This is a genomic window from Pusillimonas sp. (genome assembly GCF_035515275.1).
GTDB lineage: Bacteria > Pseudomonadota > Gammaproteobacteria > Burkholderiales > Burkholderiaceae_B > Pusillimonas.
This window is the reverse complement of sequence record NZ_DATJBQ010000083.1, coordinates 26,658-39,850: the sequence shown is the minus strand read 5'-3', so window position 1 is coordinate 39,850 and position 13,193 is coordinate 26,658. Positions and strand designations below refer to the sequence as shown.

The following is a 13,193-nucleotide window of genomic DNA, read 5'->3' as shown; positions in this document are numbered from 1 at the left end:
AATCAGCCGCCTCAAGCGCCTTGCGGACGGCCTCTTTGTCTTGCATCTTGCCGTCGAGCTTTTTGATGACCGAGGCGATCAGGTTGGCTGCGTCGTAGGACTGGGCGGCATACAACGAGGGCGCACGGTTGTATTTTTTCTCGAAAGCTTCGACGAACTGCTTGTTTTGAGCGTTATCGAGGTTGGGCGCATAGGGTGAGTGGGTGATGACACCCAGGGCGATGTCTTGAAGTGCTGGCAGGGTAGAGCCGTCGACCGTGCTGGCAGAGATAAGCGGCACCTTGCCCAGCAGGCCGGCCTGACGGTATTGCTTGACGAAGTTCACACCCATGCCGCCGGGGTAGAACACATAGACCGCGTCAGGATTGGCCTGCTGCAGCTGGGCGATCTCGACCGAATAGTCCATCTGGCCGATTTGTGTATAGACCTCGTCGACGACCTCGCCTTTGTAGAAGCGCTTGAACCCGGCCAGGGCGTCTTTGCCGGCCTGGTAATTGGGCGCCATGATGTACATCTTTTTATAGCCCTGGTTGGTGGCGATCTGGCCGCCGCCTTCATGCAACTGGTCGTTGTTCCAGGACGTTGAGAAAAAATAGGGCGAGCACTCGGCGCCCGACATGGGCGAGGGGCCGGCGTTGGAACCGATTAAAAAGGTCTTGGAATCAAGAATGGGCGTGCGGGCGGCCATCATGACGTTAGAGAAAATGATGCCGGTAACGAAATCGACCTTGTCGTTGTTGACCAGCTTGCGCGCAATCTGCACGCCCAGCTCGGGCTTGAGCTGGTCATCTTCAACAATGACGTTGACGTCTTGCCCGCCCAGCTTGCCACCGTTTTGCTCGACGGCCAGCATGAAACCGTCGCGCTGGTCCTGGCCCAGCGCAGCGCCCCCGCCTGACAGCGTGGTGATCAGCCCGATCTTGATTTCGGCGTGCGCTGCGCTTGCCCCGAAGCTCAGGGCAATGGCCGAGGCCAGAAGCATTTTTTTGAAGTGTGTTTGCATGTCTCTTCCTTGTTGTGGTTGGTGCCGAACATCCTGACGCTTACCTTGGGTTACGTCAAGGTTTGGCTTATGCAGGTACTGCTTGAATATTGAAAAATTGGCCGGCGTTGCCGCCAAGCAAACCGTTGCGCACGGGCTCGGTGAAGTTGCTTTCGCGGATGAGGCTGCCGATTTTCTTTTCGCCCAGCGGAAACGGGTAATCGGACCCCAGCATGACCTGTTTTTCACCCATGACGCGCACTAAAAACTCAAGAGCATGAGGGTCGAACACGGCCGAGTCGACACAGAAGCGATCCACATACGACGAGGGCGGGTTGGGGCAGTCTTGGCGGATAATGTCGCGCTCGCGCCAGGCGTTGTCGGCCCGGCCAAGCAAAAAGGCGAAGCTGCCGCCCCCGTGCGCAAAACAGATCTTGAGCGTACGAGGCAATTTTTCGAAGGCGCCCGACAGTATCAATGAAAGAATGCCCAGCTGCGTTTCGGCCGGCATGGCCACCAGCCACGGCAACATCCATTTTTTCATGCGGTTTTCGCCCCCCATCATGTCCCAGGGGTGAACCAGCAGGGGTATGTCTTCGTTGGCGCAATGAGCCAGAAAGGTCAGCAAGTGCTCGTGGTCGAGATCTTTGTCGCCCAAGTGGTTGCCAATTTGTACGCCCAGGTGGCCGGTGCTTTTCGCGCGCGAGGCTTCGGCGCAAGCCGCCTCGACGTCTTGCAGCGGTACTTGGGCCAGCGCCTTCAGGCGACCGGGGTTGTGACTGCATTGTTCAAGCGCGTAATCGTTCATGCGCTGCGCCCAGGGCAGGGCCCGCTCGATGGGGTAGCGGTAGCCGAACATAATCGGCGTGGCACACATGAGCTGAATGTCGACGCCGCCGGCGTCCAGTTCTTCGATACGACGGGCAGGGTCCCACAGCGCCGAATAAACCGGGCGGAAGGCCTTGCTGCCCGCCATGAGCATGCCGCTTCCGTCGCCGTTGTCTTTTAGCCAGGGAGCCGCCTCGGGGTCGAGCCTGGCGGCTTCGGCCTGTGTAATGGGCGGGAAGAAATGCGAATGAATGTCGATGACGGGCTGTGCAACCGGGTGATTCAAGGTGCTGCTCCTAGTGGTTTTTTGCCATGGCATGGGCCTCGCGCCCCGGGTGTACCGCGCCGCAGTTGGAACAGACGCGCAAATCGGGGTTTTGATAGAACTGATCAAACAGCGGCGGCAGGTCTTTGACGATGCTTTGAAGCTGGACTTCGACCCGGTGCACCAGATGGTCGCACTCAAGGCAATACCACTCGAAGCCGTCAAGCAGTTTTTCGGGGCGCTTGCGCTCGATGACCAGGCAGCGGCTGTCGGGTTCGGGACGTTGCGGCGAATGACGTACATGAGGCGGCAGCAAGAAGATGTCGCCCTCTTGCAGGTCGATGCGCTGCCGCTTGCCGTCGTGCATGATGTTCAGGTAAGCATTGCCCTTGAACTGGTAGAAAAATTCTTCAAGCGGGTCGTCGTGGTAGTCGGTGCGATGGTTCGGCCCACCCACCACGGTAACGATAAAGTCGGCGTCTTCCCAGATTTGCTGGTTGCCTACCGGGGGTTTAAGCAGATGGTCGTTATCTTTGAGCCAGCGCTGGAAATTAAGCGGGGGGCCGTACTTGAACATGTCTGTCTCCGTTTTTGTCGTGCGGGGCGCCGTGGCAACCGCTGTTGTCGCTTCTTGAGTATACGTAAGCAACGCTATGGTTATAAAGTGAAATCGACCACCGCCGACGCAGGCGTGCCGCACACTGAAGAATGATTCTTATTAACCAAAGTAGCAGGGAAAACGCACTAATCTTGGCTTTTTCCACGCGCCAGACCTATACTCGGCATAGACCCACAAAATCTAGGGTTATTTCGTAACGATACAACAAGAATCGGTTGTTTCAATCATCTGGAGATCGTCATGGTCAACATGAGTCGACGGCAGTTCTTCAAGGTGACAGGGGCATCGTTGGCAGGATCCAGCCTGACGTTGTTGGGGGCCGCCCCCGCACCGGCCATGGCTGAAGTCCGCCAATACAAGCTGGCGCGCATGACGGAAACGCGCAATACCTGTCCTTACTGTTCGGTGGCATGCGGGGTGCTGATGTACAGCCTGGGCGACGGTGCAAAAAATGCCACCGCCCGTATCGTACATATCGAAGGCGACTCCGACCACCCGGTCAACCGCGGCACGCTTTGTCCCAAGGGCGCGGGCCTTATCGATTTCATCAACAGCCCCAACCGCCTCAAGTACCCCGAGTACCGGGCCCCGGGCTCTGACACCTGGCAGCGAATTTCATGGGACGACGCGCTCGAGCGTATCGCCACCCTCATGAAGCAAGACCGCGATGCCAACTTCATCGAGCGCAACGAACAAGGCCAGGTGGTCAATCGTTGGCTTACCACCGGCATGCTGGCCGCGTCCGCCAGCTCCAACGAGGTTGCCTACATTACGCATAAGGTCATGCGTAGCCTTGGCGCACTTGCATTCGACAACCAAGCACGTGTCTGACATGGTCCGACGGTGGCAGGTCTTGCCCCGACGTTTGGCCGTGGAGCGATGACGAACCATTGGGTCGACATCAAGAACGCCGATGTAGTACTGATTATGGGCGGAAACGCCGCTGAAGCTCACCCCTGTGGCTTCAAGTGGGTTACCGAGGCGAAAGCACACAATAAAGCCAAGCTTATCGTGGTCGATCCGCGTTTTACGCGCTCGGCATCGGTGGCTGATTTTTACGCGCCCATCCGAACCGGAACCGACATTGTGTTTCTGGGCGGGGTAATTCGCTATCTCATCGAAAACGACAAGGTCCAGCACGAATACGTGCGCAACTACACCGACCTTCCGTTTATCGTGCGCGAAGACTTCTCCTTCGAAGACGGCCTGTATTCGGGCTACAACGAAGAAACCCGCACCTACAACAAGGCTTCCTGGGACTACGAACTAGACGAAACCGGTTACGTTCGCACCGATCCCACCTTGCAGCACCCGCGTTCGGTGTACCAGCTGCTTAAAGAGCACTACTCGCGCTACACGCCCGAGATGGTCGCCCGTGTTTGCGGCACCCCCGAGGACAAATTCCTTAAGGTGTGCGAGATGCTGGCGTCCACCTCTACGCCCGACCGCGCCGGTACCATCATGTATGCGCTGGGCTGGACCCAACACTCCATCGGCTCGCAAATTATTCGCACCGGTGCAATGTTGCAACTGTTGCTGGGCAATATTGGTATTCCGGGCGGCGGCATGAACGCCCTTAGGGGGCACTCGAACATTCAGGGTCTTACCGACCTTGGCCTCATGTCGAACCTGCTCCCGGGTTACCTGACCCTGCCCAACGATTCCGAGCAGCGCTACGAAGACTACATCGCCAATCGTACGCAAATGCCGTTGCGGCCCAACCAGCTTAGTTACTGGCGCCACTACAGCAAGTTCCACGTCAGCCTCATGAAGGCATGGTGGGGCAAGGCTGCACGCCCGGACAACAACTGGGGCTACGACTACCTGCCCAAAATGGACAAGCCGTACGACATGCTGCAGGCCTACGAACTTATGGACCAGGGCAAAATGAACGGCTACATCTGCCAGGGGTTCAACCCCCTGGCCGCTGCACCGTACAAGGCCAAGCTGCTCAACGGGTTTTCCAAGCTCAAGTACATGGTCATCATGGACCCGCTCGTTACCGAAACGTCCGAGTTCTGGCGAAACATGGGCGAGCACAACGATGTCGACACCGCTTCCATCCAGACCGAAGTTTTCCGTCTGCCAACCACCTGCTTCGCAGAAGAAGAAGGTGCGCTGGTCAGTTCGGGGCGTTGGCTGCAATGGCACTGGAAGGGTGCAAACCCGCCGGGCGAAGGCAAGAGCGACATCGAGATCATGGCCCTTCTGTACAACCGCTTGCGCGAAAAGTACGAGAAAGAGGGCGGAACCTACCCAGACCCCATCGTCAACCTCGATTGGCCGTACGCAATTGCGCAGAACCCCACGGCCGAAGAGTTGGCCAAAGAGTACAGCGGGCGCGCCCTGGTCGACCTGGTCGACCCCAAAGACCCCACGCGCGTGTTGCGCAAGGCCGGCGAGCAGCTTGCGGGTTTCGGCGAAATGCGCGACGACGGTTCCACCCTTGGGGGTTGCTGGATCTACGCCGGCTGCTGGTCGCCGGCGGGCAACCTGATGGCCCGACGCGACAACAGCGACCCCACCGGTATCGGCCAGACGCTGAACTGGGCGTGGTCGTGGCCGGCAAACCGACGCATTTTGTACAACCGCGCGTCATGCGACCTTGAAGGCAAGCCGTTCGACCCCAAACGCAGTCTTGTTCATTGGAACGGCAAGTCGTGGGTGGGCGCCGATGTGCCCGACTACAAGGCAGACGAAAACCCCCTCGACGGAATGGGTCCGTTCATCATGAACCCCGAGGGCGTGGCGCGTTTCTTTGCCCGCAAGGGCATGGCCGAAGGCCCCTTCCCCGTGCACTACGAGCCGTTCGAAACACCTTTGGGGTACAACCCGTTGTTCCCCGAAGAAAAACGCGCTGTCAGCAATCCGGCTGCGCGCGTGTTCAAGAACGACCTCGAAGCCATGGGTACGGTTGCCGACTTCCCCTATGTGGGTACCACCTATCGCCTGACCGAGCACTTCCATTACTGGACCAAGCACGTCGAGCTCAACGCTATTCTGCAACCCGAGCAGTTCGTTGAAATCGGCGAAGGCCTGGCCCAGGAATTGGGTATTGGTCATGGGGATCGGGTCAAGGTGTCGTCCAACCGCGGTTATATCAAGGCGGTGGCCGTTGTCACCAAGCGGATCAAAACGCTAACCGTCGAGGGCAAGCCGTGTCATCAGGTGGGTATCCCCATTCACTGGGGCTTTGTCGGGTTGGCAAAACCCGGCTTCCTGGCCAATACACTCACACCCTCGGTAGGAGACGGCAACACGCAAACACCCGAGTTCAAATCTTTTCTCGTCAACGTCGAGAAAGTTTAGGAGTAAGCCATGCCATTGCAATCATTGGATATCAAAAGGCGCTCCGCCACGACAACGCCCATGCCCAGCGAGCGAGACGCGCAGGTAGGCGGCGGCGTTGCCAAGCTTATCGACACCACGAAGTGCATCGGCTGCAAGGCATGCCAGGTAGCCTGCATGGAGTGGAACGACACCCGGGACGTTATCGGTAGCAACGTGGGGGTATACGACAACCCCGCTGACCTTACCGCCAACTCCTGGACGGTGATGCGCTTTTCCGAGTACGAAAACGAAGCCAGCGATCTCGAGTGGCTGATTCGTAAAGACGGCTGCATGCACTGCGAAGACCCCGGCTGCCTCAAGGCATGCCCGTCTCCCGGGGCCATCGTGCAGTACAACAACGGTATTGTCGACTTCCACCAAGAAAACTGCATTGGCTGCGGCTATTGCATCACCGGGTGCCCGTTCGACATTCCCCGCATCTCGCAAAAGGACAACAAGGTGTACAAGTGCACCTTGTGTTCCGACCGCGTGGCGGTGGGGCAAGAGCCGGCTTGCGTCAAGACCTGTCCTACCGGTGCCATTGTGTTCGGCACCAAAGAAGACATGATCCAGCACGCCGACCATCGCATTGTCGACCTCAAGTCACGAGGCTTCGACAACGCGGGGCTGTACGATCCGGCAGGGGTGGGCGGCACACACGTCATGTACGTGCTGCATCACGCCGACAAACCGGGTTTGTACAACGACCTTCCCAAAGACCCAACCATCAGCCCGATGGTCTCGGTCTGGAAAGGCATTGCCAAGCCGTTGGGGGTTGCAGCAATGGCGCTTACCGCTCTGGTTGGGTTCTTCCACTATATTCGGGTGGGCCCCAACGAAGTCACCGAAGACGATGAGCGCGCAGCCGACGAGCACGACCGTAAATCGCAGGAGGCTACTCATGAGTAACGCGAAAAACCCCAGGCTCATCCGTCGGTACACGGCGGCTGAACGCACCAATCACTGGTTAGTGGCCATTGCGTTTGTATTGCTGGCCCTTTCCGGCTTGGCGTTGTTTCATCCTTCCATGTACTGGATGACAGCCCTGTTTGGCGGAGGCACCTGGACACGCATCTTGCACCCGTTTGTGGGCGTGTTCATGTTCTTGCTGTTTTTCGTACTTGCTGCGCGAATGTTCCGGCACAACAAGTGGGAGAAACGCGATAATCAGTACCTGAAGCAGTTTGGCGACGTGGTTAACAACCGCGAAGACAAACTGCCCGAAATCGGGCGTTACAACGCAGGCCAAAAAGTGCTGTTTTTTGCGCTTATCATTCTGATGTTGGGGCTTTTGCTGACCGGCATCGTCATGTGGCGTTCGTACTTTGATTTCGGCGTTGAGCTGATTCGCCTGGCTTCTGTTCTGCACGCCATCTTTGCATTTTTAATCATCGTTGCGATTATTGTGCATATTTACGCAGGCTTCTGGGTCAAGGGCTCGTTACATGCCATGACCCGTGGTACGGTCACTCCGGGCTGGGCCTGGAGGCATCACCGCGCCTGGTTCCGCCAGGTACGCGGCGAGCCGCATCAAAAGTAGGCCTATTTTTCCGACGCCCAACCGGGCGTCGAAGCTTGCGATGGCTGCCCCGCGTCCGCGCCGGGCAGCCATGTTTTTCAGGAGAATGCCTTGCAGCGAATTCTCGAGCGTGGCGAAATTGAGTCGCTAGATCACACTAATATTCCTCGCGTCCGCATGCCGGTGCGGGCTTCTGTCTTTGCCGACAGGGCGGCCCGGTTCAGCCAGCTGGCGCAGGGCCACCCCGCCTCTGCGTACCCTTCGCTGATGGCAAAGTTGGTCGACGCCCAGCACAATGCCCTTAAAACATGCACGGTGCCACCGGCCGACGAAGACCAGATTTCACGAGCCCAGGCCCATGGCATGCCGCCCTTACAAGCCCTAGGCTGGAACCGCACGCCCCAATGGCGCGAGCTGCTTGTGGCTCTGCTTGACCACATGGCCAAGGCCGAAGGCGTGCCCGAGCAAGCCAGGTCTGTAATCAGTGCACTGCGCGAGCAGGTGCAGTCTGACCCCGACGGCATCGAGGCTCAGGCCGATGCGGTGCTGGCCGAGCGAGACGCCGAGGTCAACAGCGCTACTGCACCGTTCATTATGGCGGCGTTGCAGGTGTACTGGACCAGTCTGGCAGTTGACTTCGACAGCAACCAGTTGCCGGTCGTCAGCCCGTTCGGCGTGTGCCCGGTGTGCGGCAGCCTGCCGGTCTCCAGCGTAGTGCGTGTGGGTGGGCAGGCCGACGGTTGCCGCTACCTGTGCTGCTCGTTATGTTCAACCGAATGGCATCAGGTGCGGGTTACCTGCACACACTGCGAAGACAACAAAACCATTGCCTATCATTCGATCGAAGAGGGTACCGAAGGCGTCAAGGCCGAGTCTTGCGACAATTGCCATAGTTATCGCAAAATCTTCTATCAAGAAAAAGACTACAACTTTGATCCCGTGGCCGACGACCTGGCCAGTCTTACCCTCGACATGCTGATGGGTGAGGCCGGCTATTCGCGCGCTAGCGGCAACCCCCTGCTTTGGCAGGGCACGGAGCAATAAACCATGGCGGCAACGCCCAGGGCGGAATCACGGCCGGCCGGCGCCTCTGACATCCCTTCCGTTGAGCGGCTGATGGGCGCCCCGCCGTGCGCCGAGCTTGTGGCTACTTACGGCCGCACGCGCGTGCTGGGTGTCCTGCGCAAGCTTTTAGCGGGCTTGCGCGACCAGGCCCTGCAAGGCGGCCTTGGCATCGATGCGCTAAGTGACGCTGCCATTGTCGGGCAGGCGCGCATGCAATTGCAGCAAGCCGACCAGCCTCATTTACGGGCGGTGTTTAACTTGACGGGCACCGTGTTGCACACCAACCTGGGCCGCGCCTTGTTGCCCGACGAGGCGGTGCAGGCGGTTGTGCAGGCCATGCTGGCACCGGCCAACCTTGAGTACGACCTGGCCACCGGCAAGCGCGGCGACCGCGACGACCTGATCAACGACTTGCTGTGCGAGCTGACCGGCGCTGAAGCGGCTACTGTGGTCAACAACAATGCGGCTGCCGTATTGTTGATGCTTAATGCCCTGGGCAACCGCCGCGAGGTCATCGTGTCGCGAGGCGAGCTGGTCGAGATAGGCGGTGCCTTTCGTATCCCGGACATCATGCAGCGCGCCGGCGCCCGGCTGGTCGAGGTGGGCACCACCAATCGAACCCATCTTTCCGACTACGAGCAGGCCATTAACCCGCGCACGGCCATGCTGCTGAAGGTGCATTGCAGCAACTACGCCATTTCGGGGTTCACCAAAAGCGTCGAGGTCGACGACGTGGCCCAGATAGGGCGTCGCCACGGTGTGCCTACTGCGGTTGATCTGGGTAGTGGCACCTTGCTCGACCTGACCCAATGGGGTTTGCCCCAAGAGGCCACGGTACGCGAAACCATTCAGGCGGGCGCCGACATTGTTACCTTCAGCGGTGACAAGCTGTTGGGCGGGCCTCAGGCCGGCCTGCTGGTGGGCCGCGCCGACCTGATCAAAAAGATTAAAAAGAACCCGCTGAAGCGGGCGCTACGAGTGGGCAAGCTGACCCTGGCGGCCCTTGAGCCGGTGCTGGCCATGTACCGGTCGCCCGAGCTTCTGGCTGCGCGCCTGACCACCTTGCGCTTGTTGACCCGCCCCATGCAGGACATGCAGGCCCAGGCGCAACGGTTGCAGCCTGTGCTGCAGCAGGTGCTGGGTCAGGGCTATTCAGTGGGTCTTGAACCCATGTTCAGCCAGATCGGCAGCGGCGCCTTGCCTGTCGATCAATTGCCCAGTTTTGGGCTGGTGGTGCGCCATGCCGGCCCGGGGCGGCCGGGCCGTGCCTTGCAGAAGCTCGAAAAGCAGTTTCGCGAACTGCCTCGACCCGTTGTCGGGCGAATTGCCAACGACGCCTTGCGGCTCGACCTGCGTTGCCTCGAAGCCAAGGATGAGCCTTTGTTCATTGAACAGTTGAAGCGATCCAACCCATGATCGTCGGAACCGCCGGCCACATCGACCACGGTAAAACCACGCTGGTGCGCGCGCTGACCGGTGTGGAAACCGACAGGCTTAAAGAAGAGAAGACCCGGGGAATTTCCATTGAGCTGGGGTATGCCTACACGCCGCTCGAAAACGGCGATATTTTGGGCTTTATCGACGTACCCGGGCACGAAAAGCTGGTGCACACCATGGCCGCGGGGGCCACAGGCATCGACTTCGGCTTGTTGGTGGTGGCTGCCGACGACGGCGTCATGCCGCAAACCCACGAGCATCTGGCCATATTGGGGCTGCTGGGCGTAGGGCAGGGCGCAATTGCGCTCACCAAAGTCGACCGCGTCGATCAAGCGCGCCTTCACACCGTGCGCGCCCAGCTGGCTGCACTGACGGTGAACAGCTTTCTTCAAGACGCGCCGGTGTTTGAAACAAACGCGGCTGCCGACGAAGCCCCGGGTGTTGACCTGTTGCGGCGGCATCTGCATGAGGCCGCACAAGCCATGACCGCACGCCGATCTGACGGCCTGTTCCGGCTTGCAGTTGACCGCGTGTTTTCTTTGCCTGGTCACGGCACTGTGGTGACCGGCACGGTACACGACGGCGTCGTCGACGTAGATGCCCATGCGCAGTTGCATCTGATGCCGGCCGGCCGACCGGTGCGCGTGCGCAGCATTCATGCGCAGAACCAGCCGTCGGCTCAAGGGCGCGCCGGGCAACGTTGTGCGTTGAACCTGGGGGGCCTCGAGCGTGAGGCCGCAAAGCGTGGCGACTGGATCGCCGATGCGCGATGCTTTACGCCTTCGCGCAATGTGGACGTGCAGCTGACACTGCTTGATTCGGCCGATGCTGCAGTCAAGGCCTGGACGCCGTTGCATGTGCATCTGGGGGCGGCCCATTACGTGGCGCACGCCGTACCCTTGTCGCCCGACCCGTTGCCTGTCGGCCAGAGCGGCTGGGTGCAATTGGTGTTTGACGAAGCGGTTTGCGCCATGCCGGGCGACCGCTTCATTGTTCGCAACGCTCAGGCCAATCGCACCATCGGCGGGGGCATGGTGCTGGACGCCAATGCGCCCGACCGCAAGCGCCGCTCGCCTCAGCGTCTGGCCTGGCTTGGCGCGGTTGCGCAGCTGCGCCTGGGTGGGGGCTTAAGCGTCCTGCTTGATGAGGCCCCGTTTGGGCTGGACGAGCCGCATCTGATGCGACTGATGGGGCGCAACCCCCAGCCTCAAGAGCTGCCCGTCGATGCGCTATGGGTGCAGGCGCGTGGCGGAAGCAACCCCGTGCGTACCTTAATACTGCAGTCGCACTGGGACCATCTGGGCAGTCGGGCCGAAGAGGCGTTAAACGATTTTCATGAGCGTTGGCCTGACGAGCCGGGCCTGGACGCGGCCCGCTTGCGCCGTGTCGCCCTGCCGACCATTCCCGAAACACTTTGGCTCGCTCTGCGCGACGAGCTTGTGGCCGCCAAACGACTGGTGCGCAACGGCCCCTGGCTGCATCGGCCCGGGCACGAGGCTTCGTTGTCGGCCGAAGAAACCGAGCTTGCCGAACGCCTGTTGCCCGCCATTCATGCCGGTGCCTACGACCCGCCCTGGGTGCGTGACATGGCGCACAAGTTCGACCAGCCCGAAGACCATGTGCGCCAGTTGCTCCGAAAATTGGTACGCAGCGGGCAGGTATACCAGGTGGTGCGCGACCTGTTCTACCACCGCGAGCGAGTGGCGCAATTGGCGGCGCTGCTCGAGCAGCAAGGCGGGTCAGCGGGCATTACTGCGGCGCAATTTCGCGATGCCACCGGCCTGGGCCGCAAGCGCGCCGTGCAAATTCTAGAGTTTTTTGACCGGGCCGGCTATACGCGCCGGCTTCGCGACGCCCATGTGCCCCGGGGCGATAGCGCTGCGTTCTGGCAGCGGCTATCATAGGGTGCTGCTGCGGAAGGCATTCGTGTCCGGTGGCACGGCTGGGCTTCAAACCCAGTTGGGGGCGTCAGACGTTCCCAGGTAGGTTCGACTCCTGCTGCTTTCCGCCATTTCTACTGTTTAAAATGCTTGGCCGCAGGGCGATACAGCCATTTTGCGGCTGACACGGAGACGCTTCATGTCCGGTTCCCCTGCTGTTGAATCCGCCCCCCCGCGTTTAACATCGCTTTCGCACGGAGGCGGCTGCGGTTGCAAGATTGCGCCCGGGGTGTTGTCGGAATTGCTGGCCGGCATGCCGGGCGTCGGGGCCTATTCGGCGTTGCTGGTGGGCACCGAAAGCTCAGACGACGCTGCGGTTTACAAGCTTAACGACCAGCAGGCGTTAATTGCCACCACCGATTTTTTCATGCCCATTGTCGACGACCCGTACGACTTTGGCCGCATCGCCGCCACCAATGCATTGTCCGACGTCTATGCCATGGGCGGCTCGCCCATTATGGCGTTGGCCATCGTCGGCATGCCCATCAACGTGCTGCCCAAAGCCGACATTGCCGCCATACTGGAAGGCGGTGCAGCGGCGTGCAGTGCGGCGGGCATTCCCATTGCAGGCGGGCATTCAATTGATTCGGTCGAGCCTATTTACGGGCTGGCCGCCATGGGTCTGGTGCATCCCGACCGCATCAAGCGCAACGCCGATGCGCGCGAAGGCGACGTGTTGATACTAGGCAAGCCCTTGGGTGTGGGGGTTTTGTCGGCGGCGCTTAAAAAGAACCAATTGTCTGACGCGGGCTACCGGGCGATGATCGACGCCACCACGCAGTTAAACCGGCCGGGTACCGAGCTTGCCGCGCTCGAAGGTGTGCACGCCCTGACCGATGTCACCGGCTTTGGTCTATTGGGGCACACGCTGGAAATCGCTCGCGGCTCGGGCCTGGCGGCCCACCTTCGTCTGGCCGACTTGCCATGGTTGCCCGGCGTACGCGAGTTTGCCCATCAAGGCGTGATAACCGGCGCATCGGGCCGTAACTGGGCATCGTACGGCCAGGGCATAAGTTTGGCACCCGCCATTGGCGAGACCGACAAGGCCTTGCTGACCGACCCGCAGACTTCGGGTGGTCTGTTGGTGTCGTGTTCAGCTGAAACAGCCCCGCAAGTGCTTGAAATCTTCCACTCGCAGGGCTTTGGCCAGGCGGCTGTGGTGGGCGAAATGCGCGCAGGTGCGCCGCAGGTTCACGTGGCGTAGGCGC

At 60.2% G+C, this 13,193-nt stretch carries 10 protein-coding genes and 1 tRNA gene; 8 read left to right on the top strand and 3 right to left on the bottom strand.

Features of this window, described 5'->3' with window-relative positions; all coding sequences use genetic code 11:
• The 3 genes from VL003_RS06220 to VL003_RS06210 all read right to left on the bottom strand — a co-directional run.
• On the bottom strand, positions 1-1,003 hold a 1,003-nt coding region (locus VL003_RS06220), incomplete at its 3' end, for an ABC transporter substrate-binding protein (protein WP_325440664.1).
• A gap of 67 nt (positions 1,004-1,070) precedes the next feature.
• On the bottom strand, positions 1,071-2,129 hold the full coding sequence (locus VL003_RS06215) for an amidohydrolase family protein (protein ID WP_325440662.1): 1,059 nt from the start codon (positions 2,127-2,129) through the stop codon (positions 1,071-1,073).
• On the bottom strand, positions 2,107-2,652 hold the full coding sequence (locus VL003_RS06210; RefSeq protein ID WP_325440660.1) for a 3-hydroxyanthranilate 3,4-dioxygenase: 546 nt from the start codon (positions 2,650-2,652) through the stop codon (positions 2,107-2,109). The genes VL003_RS06215 and VL003_RS06210 overlap by 23 nt, the downstream gene beginning before the upstream one ends.
• A gap of 282 nt (positions 2,653-2,934) precedes the next feature.
• Here VL003_RS06210 and fdnG point away from each other — a divergent pair, with 282 nt between their 5' ends.
• The 8 genes from fdnG to selD all read left to right on the top strand — a co-directional run bounded on the left by fdnG (position 2,935) and on the right by selD (position 13,189).
• Positions 2,935-6,003 carry a formate dehydrogenase-N subunit alpha gene (gene fdnG / locus VL003_RS06205; RefSeq protein WP_325440658.1) on the top strand — a complete coding sequence of 1,023 codons (3,069 nt, stop codon included), beginning with the start codon at positions 2,935-2,937 and terminating at the stop codon, positions 6,001-6,003.
• Between the two features lie 9 nt (positions 6,004-6,012).
• On the top strand, positions 6,013-6,933 hold the full coding sequence (fdxH, locus tag VL003_RS06200; protein ID WP_325440656.1) for a formate dehydrogenase subunit beta: 921 nt from the start codon (positions 6,013-6,015) through the stop codon (positions 6,931-6,933).
• Positions 6,926-7,564, top strand: a complete 639-nt coding sequence (locus tag VL003_RS06195; RefSeq protein ID WP_325440654.1) for a formate dehydrogenase subunit gamma — start codon at positions 6,926-6,928, stop codon at positions 7,562-7,564. Before fdxH ends, VL003_RS06195 begins: the two co-directional genes overlap by 8 nt.
• Before the next feature lie 90 nt (positions 7,565-7,654).
• Positions 7,655-8,587 carry a formate dehydrogenase accessory protein FdhE gene (gene fdhE, locus VL003_RS06190; protein WP_325440652.1) on the top strand — a complete coding sequence of 311 codons (933 nt, stop codon included), beginning with the start codon at positions 7,655-7,657 and terminating at the stop codon, positions 8,585-8,587.
• A gap of 3 nt (positions 8,588-8,590) precedes the next feature.
• Positions 8,591-10,024: an L-seryl-tRNA(Sec) selenium transferase gene (gene selA, locus VL003_RS06185; RefSeq protein WP_325440650.1), complete on the top strand. Its 1,434-nt coding sequence runs from the start codon at positions 8,591-8,593 to the stop codon at positions 10,022-10,024.
• Positions 10,021-11,949 carry a selenocysteine-specific translation elongation factor gene (gene selB, locus VL003_RS06180; RefSeq protein ID WP_325440648.1) on the top strand — a complete coding sequence of 643 codons (1,929 nt, stop codon included), beginning with the start codon at positions 10,021-10,023 and terminating at the stop codon, positions 11,947-11,949. The genes selA and selB overlap by 4 nt, the downstream gene beginning before the upstream one ends.
• An 11-nt stretch (positions 11,950-11,960) precedes the next feature.
• Positions 11,961-12,056 (top strand) — tRNA-Sec (locus tag VL003_RS06175).
• Positions 12,057-12,124: 68 nt separating this feature from the next.
• Positions 12,125-13,189, top strand: coding sequence for a selenide, water dikinase SelD (gene selD, locus VL003_RS06170; RefSeq protein ID WP_325440646.1), 1,065 nt, complete (start codon positions 12,125-12,127; stop codon positions 13,187-13,189).
• Positions 13,190-13,193: the final 4 nt, after the last annotated feature.